The sequence below is a fragment of the Acinetobacter sp. YH12211 genome (assembly GCF_013418015.1).
GTDB classification, from domain to species: domain Bacteria; phylum Pseudomonadota; class Gammaproteobacteria; order Pseudomonadales; family Moraxellaceae; genus Acinetobacter; species Acinetobacter towneri.
Genome location: NZ_VPCW01000010.1, coordinates 41,752 through 59,047, shown reverse-complemented (window position 1 = coordinate 59,047; position 17,296 = coordinate 41,752). Strand labels below are relative to the sequence as shown.

Below are 17,296 nucleotides of genomic sequence, written 5' to 3'. Positions count from 1 at the left end.
TTAATTTATTTTAAATCATTGATTTTATTTGTTAATTCTATTATTTTAATTTGAGCAGCTAAGAGTTTAGACATAGCATTGTCTCTTTGCTCAATTAATGTATTAATAGTCACTTGTAATTCAGCAACTTCAGAATTTAATTTTTTTGCGACTTTCTTTTTTGATATCTCTTTTTGATCATTCAATTCAACCCAAGCTTGAATTTCTTTAATTAATTCTGGATATCTGCTTTTCCTTAAAGCTGACGGGTCAACACCTGCTTCCTTTGCGACATTATTCTGAGTTACAGGTGTCCCTTTGGGTAAATGAACAGGTTTATTTTCTTTTAAACGCATAAAAGCTTCATAGAATTGAAGCTCAGCTTTACTCAGTTTCATTTGATTTAATGACATTAATAGCTTTCCTTACAGAAATTAATTGTTGCAGTGTAGCCTTTGCCGGTATGGAATCAGTCTCATGATTGTTAAATTTTTTCTGGTAAAAATCTTCTAACTGATACATAAAAGGTAATTTGTTTTTATCTAATAGAACTGAATCACAAGGTGGATTACCATCAATTCCCATACACATTGAAATATTAGTAATACCTCCGTAAGGACATGGATCACCACTTTTAGTACAACCACCTAGGAAAGTTTCTCTGTAATTCAGTTTTTTAGATTTAGAAAGACTTAACAGGGATGTATGATCTTTTAGAGTAATTGTAGAAATAAGTTGAGCTTTTCTTTTAGAACCATGAGGTGAAATAAAGTTTTCAGATACCAATTCCTGATTTTTTGAAACGTTATGCATGTGCCATTCTTGCATAAATAACTCACCAACCTCTTCATTTAAATCAAAGTTTAATTTGTAAGCATTGCTTGCGTAATAGAGGCTCATAAATTTACTACTATGCTTTAACTGATACTGTAAACTTTCATCCTGAACTAAATCTGATGCCGACATATTAACAGCGCCAGTTCTACGCAACTGATGCCAAGCTAAGGGCCATATATTTCCAACTCTAAATTTTGTCTCATCTAAGTAAGAAGTCATTTTTCTTGCAATTTTCAAATCTTCTTCTTGAATTACAAGCTGGTTGTGATCAAACAGTTTTGGCCACATGTGTAGCGCTTCATTATATCGACGTACTTCATTAATTAAGGAAATTTTTTCAAAATCATTAGCTGAAGAAGCCCAAGGTTCAAAAGAATTTAAATGTAAATATGGCCTAAATTCTTCAATTGATTGTGATATAAACCCATTTTTTTGTAACACACTAAATCTCAGCTCACAAATAATAGAAATTGCCTCGATTGCTATGCTAACAATAGAGGGAACAATCCACAGAGCTTCTTTATCTTTTATAGTTTTATTTGTTTCACCTTGAATAAAATAATATTTCTCATTATTTATTTCTTTATCAATAAAGCAACCATATTTTAATTGAGATGCTTCATCAATCCTCATAAGAGAATAATTCACAATATAAGCGATAGCTGAAAAACTAATTAAACTCAAATATCTTGAAAAATTTCTAATTGAAATACCACTCGAATCAATTTCAACCCACTTTTCAAATACATTAGATAAATTTAATTCTTGAATATATTTTAAAAATTTTTTTCTGTTAGATCTTTTATATGATCTAGATTGATAAATATCCATCATAGAATTAAATAAGTGCTTAATTTCATTCTTATGATTTAAAAAATCTTTTAAGCACTCTTCAAATCTTAAAATCTGATATGACCAGATTCTATAAGGAATGTAAGGCGTTTGTGTAACATAATCTTCATCAAAATATTTTGATAATTTTTTTATAGAGTTATAATCTAATAGAACAAAACCAATTTCACTACTATCAGCATACAAGTTTTTCAATAAATTTAACAACCTACTTGTTTGACTTTTATATATTGAAGCAATTTCCTCTAAAACATAATCATGATTATTAAGATCTGATATTAATATATTGTTTTTTGAACACACATAAATTAATGGCTTTAATTTAGCTAATTTTACCATCAAATTCTGAATCGTTTTAACAGAACCAGCCCCCCATAACCAATATGCAGCTATAACTTTAAATAAATAAATATTTTTACAATCAATTATATAGCCTTTTTTTTGACTTTCATCACCAAAATTGAATTTAACATTCTTATTACAATAAGCAGTGAAATCCCAAATATTGTCATTAAATATTGACACAATATTATTATTACTATCACATGTTACAGGAGTATCACCGTGAGGTGGCCAAGCATCCAATTTATAATTTGGTGATTCTTCACTAATAAAATCTGAATCTAAACGCAGAGAATACAAAAATTCAGTCATTTCATTCTCTCCAGAATTTCTATTAAATCGGCCCACTCAGGGTGATAATTACCAGATCTAACTTCTGACCTAGCTTTCAATACCGATTTTTTTTCCTTGATACTTACTTTACTTAAAGCATCAAGCTTTTCATTTATTTTATTAATAACCAACTTAGCAGGATGACTCTCAATTGCAGGATTAATACTCAATTCGATTTCTTTTATATAAGCATGAGTTGCTAGCCTAAAAAAATAATCAAAACTTAAGATATCTCTATGATATACACAAAATAAGCAGCCCTCTTGACTTAAACAATCGGGCTTAATATCAAAATCATCATCGATAGAAATAGGAGGGGTTTTATTAGAAGAACATAAACCTGCACCTGAACTTTTTAAAAATTCAATACTTTGATTATGAAAATTAGAGATTTCATTAATCGCTTTATCAAAATTTATTTTCTTATAGTTTTTATTAAATGTATCGACTGAATGAGACATCACTTCTTCAATATCATCGACACTTTCAATTTTTTCATCAAACCAGTTACTTCTAAATTTCCTTATTTTTGATATATTATAATATGTTATATCCAGTTCAGAACATATATCCCTGATTAATTCTGGTGAGCCATTATTTTTATCAGCTTTAATAATTCCTCTATATAAATAAGGAAATAAACTATCACCAGAATTAAATCCAATACTTTTCAACCAATCTAGATAACGCTGAAGTATGACCCTATATTCTTTAAAACATTTAAATGAAGCCTCACCCTGTCTACGTCCCTTATAAACCTTAAAAACCGAATAGTACTCGTTATCAGTTTGCCATCTATAATCGTCTATCTTGAGACTACGAGCTTGTGATAGATTCATACCAGTTTGATTAATAAATATGAAAAGTTCAGTTTCAATTCTCAAATTTAAAATTTTTGAACGTTTATGTTTATCCAATAAACTTTCATGAGGATATAATGCTCGTCTTGCTTCTAAAACATTTTTTTTATCAGAAAAATATCTATACTTATCAAATTCAATATTTTCATCCATTAAATTCCCTTTTAACACTAACTCCTTACCATTCCTTAATTTTAATCGTATTGGTAAAATTCCACGCACAACATCTAAGGATAAGCCATCTGAGATATCTTTTAAAAACCACCCAAATTTATTAAAATCCAACTCATCACTATGAGTGGTAAGTGATAATTTTTCGTCATACCTAACCAATCTAGTTTTATTCATCAGATATGTGCCAGGTTTTGCTATATCTATACCCATTGACCTAGCTAAAACTCTTGCAACAACAGAACATTTTTTATAATTTGGATAGCTTTTTACTTTTCCTAATTTAACTTGTTCTAAAGTTGAATTTGCCCAATCAATAAAGTTTTTCTCATAAGTCTCTTCATTTATATTCCTTTCTAATTTTTCACACCATTTAAAATATAGAAATATTTTCTCTAGCTCAGACTTAATTGTACTAACAGCCATACCTTTATTTATAATAAAACAAAAATACTCATAAATTTTAACAACAAATCCTAAACGTTCAAATATAGGCTTTCCAAAATCACCATTCTCTATAAGCTCACCCACTAATCTTCTAGATTCTAATACAGCATCTTTATAAAGCAGTATAGACAGATCCCATTTTATTTCGTGAGAACCATATATAATATTATCAATAATTAATTTTGGAATCTTATCATTCATTTTCGATTCCTAAAAAAACATTAGTATATTCGTTTGATATTTTTTCTAAATTTTTTGATTTTTCTAAAAACTTTATGTACTTAAAAGTTACTGACTCATCCTTGTGCATACAGGCATCTTTAACTAACTGTATAGCATTGGTTGCTGACATTTTTTTTAAACAATATTCCATTAATACTGTTGCAAAGGTTGAACGTGTTTGATGAAAATGAAAACTCTTAAAAACATCATACCCTAAATTTAAACCTGAAACTCTTAATCTATGCATCGAAACATTAATTGATTTATTATTTAGATTTAGGTAATTCCCACCATTTCTAGTCAAGAATATTAAATCAGAATTTTCATCTACAGCGTTTCCAACTCTTTTTAAGCGTCTAGTGCTATAACAATACTCAATTAACTCATGAACTAAATCTGTTGGTATTAAAATAGCACCATCTTTTGAATATTTTGTACTCACTGGTGGTGAAGAATTTGGCCCTACATGAATAGTACTCATACTTTTATTTTTTAGTAATATAGAGTTTTCCAAAGTTGCAACCTTTAAATCACAAATAGTTCCAATTCTCATTCCAGTGTAAAAGCCCAGCTTCAACATAAGATATAATTCTATACTACTGTGTTTTTTTGCCACATTAATAATATTTGGTACTTCTCTGGGATTAATAGGAGATATTCCACCTTCCAATCCAATGTTATTATTTTGACTTACTAATGGAATAGATACATCTGCATATATTATCTCTAATGTATTTTCAAACCCAAATCTATTTACTATTTTTTTAGTATAAGTTTTATCCTTCCACATTGGAAAATCTATATCAATTAAGTTTTTTTCTTTAACCCATCTATAGAATTTTATAATACTTCTCATTCTATGAGTAACAGTAGAAGGTCGTAATTCTAAAGAATTTCTTTTTTTAATTAGATCTCCACGAAATAAAATCAAACAACGTTCACTTCTCATTTCTGGAAAATGTTTCCAATCAATATTGTTATTTTCTAACCATGCGGCATATGCATGTAAATGGAACATATATGACTTTATTGTCTTTAAGCTTAAATCTTCATTTACGAGTAAATCATAAGCAAATAAGTTTGCTTCATCCCATGCCTTATTATTATTCCAATATATTTGCGGTAGGTCATAATCTGATGTGTTATTAGATTTAAGAAACTCTACTCGTTGATCATCAATTTTAATTGTATGTAGGTTTAATTTTATATTTGATGTTTTAGTCACTGAGAAGATTCATCTAAATAGATATGTCCATAGTATTGCTTGTAATACTTACGATGTCAACTATATATGTAACCCTTACCGCACGCTGGGTCATACACAGACAAGGCATACGGAATACGGTCTTTGATGGGGTCAAAGACTAAGTGCGTCATCAGGTCAATTACTTCACGTGGGGTAAAGTGTTCACCTGCCTCTTCGTTATTTTCTTCGTTAAATTTACGAATCAGCTCTTCAAAGACATAACCCATACCAAGGTTAGACAAACCACCGAGCTTATAGCCGTTCGGATCTTGCGTTTCAAATGGACTCAGGTTGATGTATGGCGATACAAATTTTTCTAATACGTCCAGCAAAACATCTTTGTTTGCCATGTGGCGGATTTGAGCAAATAAATTAAAGCAGTCGATGATCTCTTTAACGTTGTCACTAAAGCCACGTAAGTAGTCTTCAAAATTTGCTAATAAAATTTGCTGATTATTAGTCGCTGTTTCAAATAGGCTTTTAAGCGTCCATTGCGAGGTATTGTAAAACACATAACCTGAAATATGGCGTAGTGGTAAATCATCCAATTCTACAAAATCAGGCTCGGCTTGTTGGTCTTGGACTTCAGCTAAGATCTCAGCTTTGGTTGGTTCTAATAAGGTATCTAAACGACGTAATACCACCATTGGTAAAATGATGTCACGGTACTTACCACGTACATAAACGTCACGTAGGCAGTCGTCCGCAATTGACCAGATAAAAGAAACCAATTTGTTGTGAACTGAATGATCCATGTATTAACCTAAAAATATATATTTTGTAATAACTTGCATTTATCTAACCCTATTCTATATTTGAAGAGTCGTTAGAAAATGACGATTTTTCTACTTAGCGACATTTATTGTCGCTAAGCATTGATCTGAAATCTTTTTGAACCTAATATTCTTGAACTGAACCTTAATACGCCATCTTACGGCTATCGAAATCATAGGTCGTGAGCAAAGCTTCTCCATCTGCGACCACAACTACACCACCTTTATCTCTAAGTCGCTTGGCAACTTTCAATTGTGCTTCAAGTTCATGAATTGTCTCATTCAATAACTTACGATTCAGGAACCATCGATCGCCTTGGATGACACCATAATCTAAAGTAAAGTTGATCATGTCTTTGGTAATGCCACGCTGTTGTGCTCGTTTCTGAACATGCTTGGTATCGTACATGACATCTCTCCCTTAAATTTGGCTCAGCAACTGAGTGAGCTTTGCTTGAGTGATTGAATATTCATTTTGCAAAGCACTCAATGCTTTCAATTCCTCATCCAAATTAAGTTCTGCTAGCTTTAATTCATGCTCAAAATACTCGGAACAGTGCAAGCTATACTTCTTAGATCGAACCTCTTGAATCGAAACATCTTTCACCAAATTCGACTCGGTATCACATCCATTAATTAAATTGACGATGTGTTGAGTTTCTTCATCAGTGAGTACAAGTTTGCCTCGTTTTTTGACACCTAAATTTCGACCATCAACCAAGCGAATGTCATGTGAGTCTTTCGCCTTATTCAGAACTAATAAGCTCATTTCTACCGCTGAATTTAAAAGCGTACCAGCAGGTAAAAGCGTTACAGATTCAACCAAATTTTTTTCAACTAGCTTTTCACGTAGTTCAGCATCATACCCCCCTCGGAATAACCAACCCGGGATAATAAGTAAATATGCTTTTCCTTGATCATTGAGCTGATAAAGTGCTTGTTGAATCCATAAACTCTCTGATGCACTTGATGGAATTTTTGCCTGAATGAATTGCTCTTTCAGGTACTCATTACCTGACACTAATTGCGATTGTACTCGTAGACCAATAGGCGGATTACTTACAACAAGATCAACACCATGTGAGGCTTCATTTTCAACCAATGAATCAGACCGTTTAATATTAACTTCAATTCCAGCTAAATTCGCTAAGATAGAAGCAATACCTATAGCAGTGGTATTAATATCTCGTAAAATTGTTTTCTCAGCTTGCAATGCTATCGGAGTAAGCGCAAGCCCACAGGCTCCGTCGTATAAGATTTTGCCCTTGCATGAACCCACCAACTTATTAAATATATTGGTAACCACCTCAGAGTCTATATTTTCTAACTTTAGAGAAAGATATAGATTAGTCAGCATCGTTAAAACTTGAATCTCATAATCTAGGTTAGAATGACGAAGTTCTACAAAAAACTGAATAATTTCTTGTAATTGTGTGCTGCCAACTGTAAATAAATTCGAATTAAACCAGTGCAACCTTTCATCTGATGCTATCTTTAATTTCAGTTGTTCAACAGTGTCTTGTTTATTTAAGCGTAATAAATTACTGATACCATCTATATCATTTTTTACCATGAAAGCGATGACGGAAAACAGCTGCACTGAATCCTGTACAGGCATATCACCACGTAGTAAATCTACATATTTAAAAATATCTTTTGAAATATTCATTGTCATAGCCTCCTAAGCAATCAGCTTCTGGATTGTTGCTTCCATCACTTTTAAGTGCGATTTTTTCATCTCTTCCAATAACATCAATGCCCGATGATGTTGGTAAAATGCTTGCGCAATAATTTCTTGCTTAGAAAACTCTGGTAAATTGATCTCAATATCCTTTAAACCACTGACAGGGATATTCATAATTACTGTGCCTTTATTTAGGCTAGTGAGTACCGCTTGACCATATTCACTATTCAAGAACACAGTTAAAAATTCGGGTAATACAAGGCTGGTATTAACCTTGATTACTAAACAGGTTGCAGGAGCAAATAAATTTAATTGTTCCTGTTCAGGTGTCACAATAGCTGCACGTAAATTTGTTCCTTTTGCTAAGAAGACAATATCACCTGCTTTTAGCTTCTTTTTTTCGATCAGGTCTTGATCAACAAATACTGTTTTTGTTGTATCAGTATTTACATGAAGAAAACCGTTGTCATTCAGGCTCTGCCCTGTCAGCAAAGATGCCTCGACAAAATTTTCAGCTTCGGTATCATTAAACTTATTGATACCAACAATAATACTCGAGCATAATTCATTTAGTTTCATAGCTACCTCAAAATTGTTTTCAATAAAACTATTTTTAAATCCATGATCAGATAGTAGCTTCACCAAACTAACATGTCAATTGTTTTTGTAAAACCATTTATATTTTTTTATAAAAACCTATCAAATAAAGAAAATAAATATTAACGGAAACTACTTTTCTTTCACCACAAAGTCAAATCAACATAATGTTTTTATTAATTTTTAAAATTAATGCTATTTTTAACATCTTATACATAAGCCTATTTCTCTGCTTTACGTGAACACTCCTTATCCGTGAAAAAAAATTATTCTATTGGAAACAAAAAAGAGCGCAAAAGCACCTATTACTCTCTACTATTTATACATTTGCATAGCTTGAAGTATCTAAGTCAAAATATTTAATACCAATTCCCCAATCACTATGACTGTACCATCAAAGGTACAATCTGCTCTGATTGGCTATTCTTTGCTATACTCATTCTAGTGATTAAATTAATGGAGCCTCACAATGCTGAAGACCTCTGAACAAAAAAAAATATATATTCAAAAGACACGTCTGAAAAACTATCAAGCTAGTCTCAAACTTGAAGGAATCATTGCATCTACTGGTAATGCGACTCAACTGAGCAAAGCCCAGATTCTGCAAAAATATAAACAATATGCACAGCCTGAAAGCTGATCAAGAATTTTGCCTATGGATAAATATGGGGAACTAGGAGATAGCTTATATTGCTATTCTGGTACAAGCATTTTAAAAAATAAGCTAAACATTCATGATGAGCAGATTTTAGAACAAGCAGAACTTGAGCTGACAACCTTCTCAAGTAGCTTGATTGAATATTCAGAACCACCCTATGATTTAGCCTACCTACAATCTATTCACCAACAACTATTTAGTGATGTGTACGAATGGGCAGGACAACTTCGGCAAATTGATATTTCTAAAGGCAATACTCGATTTTGTACATTTTCCCGTATTGAAGCTGAAACTCATAAATTACTGAAACCGCTCCAAGAACAGCATTACTTTCAAGATTTAGAATTTCAACAACTCATACCGAAACTTGCTGATTTATACTGTGAACTCAATGTCATTCACCCATTTCGTGAAGGTAATGGGCGTACCCAACGTATTTTCTTTGAACATCTGATTGCTCACTGCGGCTATGGTATTGATTGGTCAGAAATCAACTCAAAAGATCAGTGGGTAGAGGCAAATATTGAAGGCTTCTATGGTAATTTACAGCCTCTCATTCAAATATTTAAATCTTGTATTACCCTACCAGACTAAAAAATAAGGGAGCAAAAGCTCCCTTTCTATTCACGGCTCGCCAACTTATTTTCAATCCATTGATGGATCTCATACGCTGACCAACCGATACGGTTTTGTGTGATTTTGACTTTCTTTGGAAAGGTCGGATCGTAGTAGGGTGAATTCTCATCCATCATTTCATAGATAGTTGAACGTCCAACGCCAACTAACTCTACGACCTGCTTGATACTAATCAGCTGGTTCATCTGGAATGTTTGTCCTACAAATGTACTCATGGTGTTTACTCCGATCTCATGATTTCGAGCAACTCGCTCATGAGATACGGCAATCCCGTAAGGTTTTACCCTGTCCGATTCAATTCAACGCAGTCACTGAGCCTTTTAAACCCTGTTGAATATTAAAAGACTCATTTTGAACAACTGACTGCTGTTGCTCCTCTGTCTGATAAAACTCCTCTACTACATCCAATCCTTCCTCTAGATCCATTTCAAACTTCGCATTAGCAAAGCCCTGTCGTGCCATCTGATCAAGCGCCTCTTGATTAAATCCTGCCTGCTTACTTTGCTGATCTATCTCACGTGCAGTATGAATAGCAGACTGCAAATCAATCCCCTCTCTTAATGTTAAATCCACATAATACACAGGCTGACGATAGCTTTGAGTCGTACTTTTACCTCGTAATGTCAGTTGCAGTGGCAAGCACGAAAGCAAACCATTCGATGCTGCATGGTAATAGCTCAAACGAGCTGCCAAAGTCCGAATACTGTTAAAGCCTGTCGTTCTAAAAATGAATGTGCCAAATTCATCCGACTCATCTAAGTTCACGTGCAAACGTCCATAAGGCTTGCAATGCCCGCCCTGAGCTAATGGACACAAATCAGGTGAAGGACACGGGTGCTGTTCAACGCCTTGGTTGGTTAAACGCTGACAAGTTTGACCATCTCCTACACAGATAGGTCGTCCAGTCTGACGATCAAATAAGGTGTACTCTGCCCGTAAATTCAAATCAGGATCATTAAAGATCATCCTGACAGGGATCGAGCGAAGTTTCTGATTCGGTGCATTGGCTCGAAGCTGTTCATCTAAGGGATGTTTAACCCATCCATCTTTATTTTGAATTTGTGAGGTAATAGTGAATTGGTCATCTTTTTCAGGTAGACGTTTGCCACTCTTTTCCACGACTCGTCCAATGCTGATACGCCCTAGTGTAGGCGGTGTGATTGCTAGACCTTTGATCATGGTGATACTCCCATATTTAATTCCTTACAGATTTGGGTGCTTCTATGTAGGTCAGAACACGGACTAAATAAGTTACCCAAATGTTGAAAAGCTGAGTTTTAGCTGCAAAGATCGCGACCGATTTGCTCTCTACACATGATGTAGAGAGCGGGGAGCGATTTTTGTGCATTTTTGATGAAGTGAATGAGATGGGCTTAATCGATATAGATGTTGAAGCGACGACTGCCCTGTCTTTTTAGTGGATATTGTTCAATGAGATCAGGCTGATGCTTGAGCAATGCTTTGGTATCCAAGCTGACACTGTCATTGGCTTTCTTCCAAACCACCGAACCACGACTAAACGTGGCACGCTCTGCATCCTTCATCATCATTTGGATTTGATGCTTCAGCTCATCGAAGCGTTCTTGCTTATGCTGAATCTCTTCTTTGAGTTTGATCAGCTTATCGAACATGAGGTTGGCTGTTTCATTCTGTGATAGATCTTCAACTGTTAGTGGCACATGGATTGGATACAACTGCTGAATGGCTTTGGCTGCGGATTCACTAGCATCCACTGAAGGTGGCGTGTCCTTTTCCACACAATCCCAAAAGTAACGTTCTGCATTAATGATGTGCTGAATCACAGATTCAGAACGAGTGACTTTAAATATTTTGGTTTCATGCCCACAAAGCAATACACACACATGGGCTGCCTGTTTTCCTGTCACAGCTAATTGGTGCTGTACCTGACAAAGCACATACAGTGGTACACCATCACGCCAAAGCTTCGCCCCGTGTTCCCCTGCTGTTTTACACTCAAGGATCTGAACTTCATCACTTCCGACAACGGAGTAATCCAAGTTTGCCAACATGAAATGTTTATCAGGATCAGGGTGCTGTAACACAGCATTGACTCGACGCACCTTATTATTAGTGTGCATGCTGTAATACTCAGCCACTAAAGGTTCAAGTTGCTTGCCCCAATATAGTGGTGCAACACCTGTGCTTTCATCTTCAATGGAGTGAGTTTGTCGACCTGTTTTAATCAGCCACAGTTCTAGCATCGACATATACGGATTTAAGCCACAGGCTGTCGCTGCATCACTACTGCCAATGCCTTGTTTACGGACTTCAAGCCAATCTTGATATGCCATATCTTTGGTGTTGACCAAGCGTTTTGCAGCACTTGCTCGTTTGGTTGTGGTTAATGGATTTAATGCTGTTTGTACACCTGTCTGTACAGTCTGATTTGAAATCGGTGCAATTTGATTCATAGTTCTATCCTTATAAATTTCAGTTTTTGTAAAAAAGAAGCGCGTAAAAAAGCCATACCCGACACGAGGTCGGGTATGGCAATATTCATGCTGATTTAGATTGTTGATTGTGAGTTGAAAGTAGAGAGCGTTACATGTGTACTGTACTCAGCGATTGTTGAGACTTGCGGGGTTAGGGTTTCATGAGCTTAGGCTATCAAAGATAAAGCCTGTTCTAGTCCACGTTGTTTAAGACCTGCACCTGCACCAAACCATGCTGAATCGAGACGATGATCTGTACTCATGGCACGACGTTCATGATCAACGAATTCCGTGATCGAACACAGTAAGCCATAAGCCGTACCTTTAGCAGATGAAAGATCTGCCCCTCGCCCTTGACCATTAAACATGTCGAGTGCTTTGGTCATAGCTCTTCCATTTGGTTCAGTTTTATTTTGCTGTGGTGGGTTACTTGCCACCTGACGGTAGAACTGAATGATGTTCTCTTCAGGATCAGAAATTGACATGGTGCTATTGTTGAATACAGCATGAAAGTAAGCCTTCGCTTCCTGTTGACTGACTTTACGCTGCGAGAGCTGTTTCATTTCATACATGTGTTCATCCCATGCACGCACTGAAATACCCAATTGCTGTTTCACTTTCTCTGCATCGAACTTGGTGCTATGCGGTACTTTGACTACACCTGCACTCGCAGTTGCACCTTTCAGAGCAATCGCAAGCGTGTTGTTACACACAACTCGAATACTGGTAAATTGTGCTGTAGTTGCTAAAGTACCATCACACGCAGAAGCAAGCAGAATATAGCCGTTACTGACATCCTTACCTTTCAATGCTGTACTTTGTCCTGTACGTGCTAAAGCCCAGAACTTCTTACCGCCTTTCAACACGCCTGCAGTTTCAAGCTCAAAGCCTGATTGTTCTGTCAGATCACGGTAGAACTCCAAAATCTCTTTCGGTTGTACTTCCTGATAACGCTGACTGACCACAGATAAGGGTGCATGTGTATCTGAGCGATACAGGACACGCTGTTCTTCAAACGGCATGATGATGCTTTGACCACGTTCATTCTGAGCCATGTAACTAACATCAGATGATTCGATACGCCAATCCATCCCTGCTTGTTGTGCCCAAACTTCAAGGGGTTGATTAGGACTGAGTTGATTCCCTAAGCCATGCCAAGGGGTTTCGCCAACATAGGCGATTTGTTCGATTTGATGTGCCATCGTTCTTATCTCCTATGATGATTCAACGAAAATTCTGCTGACAGTGATTGCAGTGATAGTAGGTCAGGGTGATCGGCTTTTTCGACTCATCAAACATGCTACTAAATAGGCCACCAATGACTGCACCTGCAATACCACCAATGAATGGAGATACAGGCAGTGGCAAACCCTTTGAAATGGATGCACCGATGGTGGCAAACGATGCAGATGCGGCTAGACCTGTAGAATCAGAACCATTCACTTGTTGATTCACCACTTGGATGACTTGATCAGATAGGCAGTAAGGACAAATTAAACTCATAATATACATCTCCAGAAATGACAAAGGCTTACCGATTGGCAAGCCTTGCAAAGTTCAAAAACTCGTTTTCATCTAGATGATGTATATCTGAGATTTTTTTCAAATCATTGGAATGTCCGCATTTTTGGACTGAGCTTCACTCTTAAATGTTGGGCTTCTTTCTCAGGGTTTACTAGATAAGCACCTGCATTACGAAGGTTACGAACTTCCACTGGATTATCCCGATGTATTCTACCGATACCAAGAATACCAAGCTCTCTATACTTGGCTATTTGCTCTGGATCATGACAGTTGAAATAACAACCCTCATCATTAGTAATCTGCTTCCACAACTTCCCGACCTTATCCGCTATAGCCCATCCTTTTTGACGTTGATGTCCATTAAAGATCAACAGCAAATGGCAATGATAACCTTTGGTTTCACCCTGCTCTAAAGCCCATGCAAAATCTACTAAGTCATGAAACGGATCTTTACGCTTAGATATCGCTTTACGCAATTCCTCTAAATCTTGGTAGAACATTTGGATATCGACGATACTGTGACAGCTCTGCAAATATGCAATATCTATTCTCACTACTTCTGACTTTGAATACCGACTAAGAGCTCTACCTAATTTTTTCGATAAAGATTCTAGATTACGTTTTTCGTTCTCACGATGCCTACGGAGATCTTTCAGCTGTCTACTCTGATACCTCTTAAAGTAATCTTGATAGTAATCAAATGATTCACATTTCAACTCATCGACGACTTCATCAAAATCTAAATCATCAATATCATACTCATCTAACCAATCACACCATGCATTGATATAACCAAAGTACTGAGAGCCTGTACGATAAATCTCATCAAACTGTATTACTAACTCTGCAAACTCCTCGTAGAAATCTAGAGGTTGATTCTCTGCTCTAATCCAAAGCTCAGTTACAACTTCTAGTTGAATTGTTAATTTAGACTCGTTAATTGGTTTACTCATGTTTAATACTCAATATGGAAATAGCTCCATATGACATGGGTAAACTGTATAAATATAAATTCTAGCTAGATTGCACTTTAATCTATATGCTTGTGATTACTAAGATTATTAATCTCTATATGATATATATTTAATAATATTAATAACCTGCCATTAAAAATTTGAATATTTGTTAGCCAAACAACATGTTCAACCAGTATTTTCAATTTTTTTCACAATATTTAAAGCTCTATTGATCTACAAGCATAATCGATAGAGCCTACTTTTGAAAAAAGTTATGCGGTGAGTATCAAGCATCAGCTTTATTTGATTTAGTGCTAGGCTTTCGCTTTTTTTTACGAGGTAACGTACCTCTGATAAGCCATTTAGGAGTATCTGAATAAAATGTATTATCTAACAGATCTTTATATACTATGTAGGGAGCCAAGTTATTGATAATAATATCTTTTAGTGGTTTATCAATTGATTCTACTAGCAACTCTTGATATGCCAACTCTTCTACGGAATTAAATATTTTTTTAACTCGGCACGAAGCCTTTAAATCTAATGGCGGTTGAAATGCCTCACTAGCCTTCGTGAGCGTTTCCTGCCATCTTTCACTAATGACATCCGCTAAATTGGAATAATTATTCAGTACTTCACGATCAAATACAAAAACAATATCGGCAAAGAATCGTCTTTTATCTGACACTTGGCTTGTATCATTTTCAACCCATGCCCCTACATACGCCCTGAGCTTAGATAATGGTGCTCTCCGTTTCCCCGCATGCAACATCTGATATAAAGCAGAACTTAGCCCTTTTTGTTTCATGAAGCCGTTCTTCATCTCACAGCTAAGTGAGCATCTAATTAAAACGCAATCGCGCTTAAAAGCCCCTCTCAAATAATTTTGGATTTTCTCGACTCGCTGCTCATGCCTTGGAATATTGATATGCTTATTTTGCCCTAACGTAATAGCTATGGGACTATGCATTGTTTGAAATAATCCCCCATAGTACTTAAAGTCTTCAATTTTAGATTTATAAAAATTGGCTCGTGTATGATCAAAAGGAAATGACAAAAAATCCTGATAGTCATAATTTCCAAACTGCTCGAAAAAATAATGCAATAGCCTTGACCGATAAACGCCCCCAATTCGAGTTGCCAACGTAATAATAGAATCATGTTGCATAAGCAAATCTACAAATTGAAATAGCGTTCTTTCAACTATTTGCTGCGCTCGCATTTCATTAGACTGCAAGGATCGCGAATATTTGACCGATAACATAAAAATTTCAATTTTTTCTAGAAGCTTAAGTTCTTCTTCCGTTAGCTTAAATGTTGCGTAAGATGACAAGTTTTCTTGATATTGCAAAATAATATTCTTTAAATAGTCTTTACTATGAGCATTTAAATGATTTTGTACCCAACACAAGTCGAATAAAGCATATTGAGTTAAATCACCTAATACACGATGTGGATTAGGGTGCTTTTTGAACTTTTGTATAATGATATGCACGTTTTCATTAAAATTAATTTCGTGATTTTCCCGCCCAATAATGTCATCACTTGTAGACTTGAACATAAAGTCCTGATCCAATCTCACAAGAAAATCTAAACAATTCTCAATGAATATAGCTTTATTCTTTTCATCGTAAAGGCATAGATTAAATTGCTTATTGAAGACTTCACTACTTGAATTAAAGTTATCATTCCAATTCATAATACTGACATCAATATTCAAGTCATATGATTTTAGAAGCTCATGGCACTGTGTTTTGATCTCACTTATTGTTCTATGTTCCGTGTAATCAGATGTTGTTTCAAATACCCATATACAGAAGTAGTCTAAGCCATTATTGTGACCATTCAAGCAAATATAATAATTACGTAATAACCCCTCAACTGAGATCTGCCCTAAAAGCTCATATCTCTTGCTATGAAGTTTTGCAATTTCATCATCTGCATTATTGCTATCAATTCGAATTACAGTACTTAAAACATGTAATTTTTTACCTATCTTAAGCAGCTCGTCTAAATCACTTAGTATTAAACTTTTCGTTTCTGAGAATTTTTCAGCTGGTATGCCATATCGTCTTAAATTATCAATGTAATGTTCATACCATATTTTCAAGAAATCATTCTGCCAACTCCCAGCATAAAATTGTCTGAATTGTTCCTGCCTCAGGAAATGTTGCTGCTGTTTTAGATTTGTTGATTTAGCAGTCCTATGGACAAAACTATCAAAGATTCGACCGAATTCAGTTAGTCTTTTATTTTTTAGACCCATTTGTAGCTGATCAAAGTTAGGCATTACATAAAGTTGATCTAGCGCTTTTCCTATACCCAATAGAAGCTGCTGACTTCTATATCGGCCTACTTGATTCGTTTGCTCACCGCAATGTAAGTGCCGAAACTCCGTTTCGATCTGTTCACACCACTGCAAAATATTTACCAATAAATTAATTGTTTCTTTATATGCACAACCTGCCTTGGGTTCTTGAGAGGAGAACGTATCCTTCATAGATTTAGAATACATGTAACCTAATAATTTATTGTAATTTGAAAGCTTCATACTATAAATACAACTATTTCAATAATCTAAGTTGTTGATAATATAAATTATAAAAACACTTTAAAACAGGTTTATCACATATATTTTAGGTAAATTAAATCATTTTTCACACATAGCAAATAAGCAATAAATATATTTATTAATACACTAATAATTAAGCAATACAGAAATGTTA

At 35.0% G+C, this 17,296-nt stretch carries 16 protein-coding genes and 1 pseudogene; 2 read left to right on the top strand and 15 right to left on the bottom strand.

All coding sequences use genetic code 11. The annotated features are described in order from the left end of the window. Positions 1–5: 5 nt before the first annotated feature. The 8 genes and pseudogenes from FTU98_RS07310 to FTU98_RS07275 all read right to left on the bottom strand — a co-directional run bounded on the left by FTU98_RS07310 (position 6) and on the right by FTU98_RS07275 (position 8,388). Positions 6–392, bottom strand: a complete 387-nt coding sequence (locus FTU98_RS07310; protein ID WP_163170012.1) for a hypothetical protein — start codon at positions 390–392, stop codon at positions 6–8. Then, positions 364–2,322 (bottom strand): hypothetical protein, encoded by a 1,959-nt coding sequence (locus FTU98_RS07305; RefSeq protein ID WP_163170011.1) that lies wholly within the window; start codon positions 2,320–2,322, stop codon positions 364–366. The genes FTU98_RS07310 and FTU98_RS07305 overlap by 29 nt, the downstream gene beginning before the upstream one ends. After that, the gene (locus tag FTU98_RS07300) at positions 2,319–4,022 is read right to left on the bottom strand and encodes a hypothetical protein (RefSeq protein WP_180050856.1); all 1,704 of its coding nucleotides are present in this window, start codon (positions 4,020–4,022) and stop codon (positions 2,319–2,321) included. The genes FTU98_RS07305 and FTU98_RS07300 overlap by 4 nt, the downstream gene beginning before the upstream one ends. After that, positions 4,015–5,268, bottom strand: coding sequence for a site-specific integrase (locus FTU98_RS07295; protein ID WP_180050853.1), 1,254 nt, complete (start codon positions 5,266–5,268; stop codon positions 4,015–4,017). Before FTU98_RS07295 ends, FTU98_RS07300 begins: the two co-directional genes overlap by 8 nt. Positions 5,269–5,339: 71 nt before the next feature. Beyond that, positions 5,340–6,044, bottom strand: a pseudogene (locus tag FTU98_RS07290) (type I restriction-modification system subunit M N-terminal domain-containing protein); the annotation flags it as partial. A gap of 163 nt (positions 6,045–6,207) precedes the next feature. Next, positions 6,208–6,471, bottom strand: a complete 264-nt coding sequence (locus tag FTU98_RS07285) for a DUF4258 domain-containing protein (RefSeq protein ID WP_180050850.1) — start codon at positions 6,469–6,471, stop codon at positions 6,208–6,210. A 12-nt stretch (positions 6,472–6,483) separates the two neighbouring features. Then, positions 6,484–7,731: an N-6 DNA methylase gene (locus FTU98_RS07280; RefSeq protein ID WP_180050847.1), complete on the bottom strand. Its 1,248-nt coding sequence runs from the start codon at positions 7,729–7,731 to the stop codon at positions 6,484–6,486. A 12-nt stretch (positions 7,732–7,743) separates the two neighbouring features. Further along, the gene (locus FTU98_RS07275; RefSeq protein WP_179990645.1) at positions 7,744–8,388 is read right to left on the bottom strand and encodes a restriction endonuclease subunit S; all 645 of its coding nucleotides are present in this window, start codon (positions 8,386–8,388) and stop codon (positions 7,744–7,746) included. Positions 8,389–8,812: 424 nt separating this feature from the next. On the opposite strand from FTU98_RS07275, the gene FTU98_RS07270 reads away from it, so the two are divergent. Together FTU98_RS07270 and FTU98_RS07265 are read left to right on the top strand one after the other, a co-directional pair. Beyond that, entirely contained in the window at positions 8,813–8,983 is a 171-nt protein-coding gene (locus tag FTU98_RS07270; protein ID WP_154320570.1) for a YhfG family protein, read from the top strand. Between the two features lie 15 nt (positions 8,984–8,998). Continuing rightward, entirely contained in the window at positions 8,999–9,595 is a 597-nt protein-coding gene (locus FTU98_RS07265; protein ID WP_180050844.1) for a putative adenosine monophosphate-protein transferase Fic, read from the top strand. Between the two features lie 26 nt (positions 9,596–9,621). On the opposite strand, the gene FTU98_RS07260 is transcribed toward FTU98_RS07265, so the two are convergent. The 7 genes from FTU98_RS07260 to FTU98_RS07230 all read right to left on the bottom strand — a co-directional run bounded on the left by FTU98_RS07260 (position 9,622) and on the right by FTU98_RS07230 (position 17,121). Further along, complete coding sequence (locus tag FTU98_RS07260; RefSeq protein WP_092766047.1) at positions 9,622–9,852, bottom strand: AlpA family transcriptional regulator; 231 nt, start codon at positions 9,850–9,852, stop codon at positions 9,622–9,624. Between the two features lie 79 nt (positions 9,853–9,931). Then, positions 9,932–10,816, bottom strand: a complete 885-nt coding sequence (locus tag FTU98_RS07255; RefSeq protein WP_179990639.1) for a hydrolase or metal-binding protein — start codon at positions 10,814–10,816, stop codon at positions 9,932–9,934. 194 nt (positions 10,817–11,010) lie between these two features. Beyond that, positions 11,011–12,069, bottom strand: a complete 1,059-nt coding sequence (locus FTU98_RS07250) for a YqaJ viral recombinase family protein (RefSeq protein ID WP_180050841.1) — start codon at positions 12,067–12,069, stop codon at positions 11,011–11,013. Positions 12,070–12,257: 188 nt separating this feature from the next. Further along, positions 12,258–13,292, bottom strand: coding sequence for a DUF932 domain-containing protein (locus tag FTU98_RS07245; RefSeq protein WP_180050837.1), 1,035 nt, complete (start codon positions 13,290–13,292; stop codon positions 12,258–12,260). Positions 13,293–13,314: 22 nt separating this feature from the next. Continuing rightward, entirely contained in the window at positions 13,315–13,593 is a 279-nt protein-coding gene (locus FTU98_RS07240; protein ID WP_179990634.1) for a hypothetical protein, read from the bottom strand. Between the two features lie 104 nt (positions 13,594–13,697). Further along, positions 13,698–14,567, bottom strand: coding sequence for an inovirus-type Gp2 protein (locus FTU98_RS07235; protein WP_180050834.1), 870 nt, complete (start codon positions 14,565–14,567; stop codon positions 13,698–13,700). A 289-nt stretch (positions 14,568–14,856) separates the two neighbouring features. Next, a complete protein-coding gene (locus FTU98_RS07230) occupies positions 14,857–17,121 on the bottom strand; it encodes a hypothetical protein (protein WP_179990309.1) in 2,265 nt (754 codons plus the stop codon). Positions 17,122–17,296: the final 175 nt, after the last annotated feature.

Coding starts and splice junctions, on each gene's coding strand:
- FTU98_RS07250 (WP_180050841.1), bottom strand. CDS start 12,069: ATGAATCAAATTGCACCGATTTCAAATCAGACTGTACAGACAGGTGTA.
- FTU98_RS07265 (WP_180050844.1), top strand. CDS start 8,999: ATGGATAAATATGGGGAACTAGGAGATAGCTTATATTGCTATTCTGGT.
- FTU98_RS07255 (WP_179990639.1), bottom strand. CDS start 10,816: ATGATCAAAGGTCTAGCAATCACACCGCCTACACTAGGGCGTATCAGC.
- FTU98_RS07230 (WP_179990309.1), bottom strand. CDS start 17,121: ATGAAGCTTTCAAATTACAATAAATTATTAGGTTACATGTATTCTAAA.
- FTU98_RS07260 (WP_092766047.1), bottom strand. CDS start 9,852: ATGAGTACATTTGTAGGACAAACATTCCAGATGAACCAGCTGATTAGT.
- FTU98_RS07235 (WP_180050834.1), bottom strand. CDS start 14,567: ATGAGTAAACCAATTAACGAGTCTAAATTAACAATTCAACTAGAAGTT.
- FTU98_RS07310 (WP_163170012.1), bottom strand. CDS start 392: ATGTCATTAAATCAAATGAAACTGAGTAAAGCTGAGCTTCAATTCTAT.
- FTU98_RS07300 (WP_180050856.1), bottom strand. CDS start 4,022: ATGAATGATAAGATTCCAAAATTAATTATTGATAATATTATATATGGT.
- FTU98_RS07280 (WP_180050847.1), bottom strand. CDS start 7,731: ATGAATATTTCAAAAGATATTTTTAAATATGTAGATTTACTACGTGGT.
- FTU98_RS07245 (WP_180050837.1), bottom strand. CDS start 13,292: ATGGCACATCAAATCGAACAAATCGCCTATGTTGGCGAAACCCCTTGG.
- FTU98_RS07305 (WP_163170011.1), bottom strand. CDS start 2,322: ATGACTGAATTTTTGTATTCTCTGCGTTTAGATTCAGATTTTATTAGT.
- FTU98_RS07240 (WP_179990634.1), bottom strand. CDS start 13,593: ATGAGTTTAATTTGTCCTTACTGCCTATCTGATCAAGTCATCCAAGTG.
- FTU98_RS07285 (WP_180050850.1), bottom strand. CDS start 6,471: ATGTACGATACCAAGCATGTTCAGAAACGAGCACAACAGCGTGGCATT.
- FTU98_RS07270 (WP_154320570.1), top strand. CDS start 8,813: ATGCTGAAGACCTCTGAACAAAAAAAAATATATATTCAAAAGACACGT.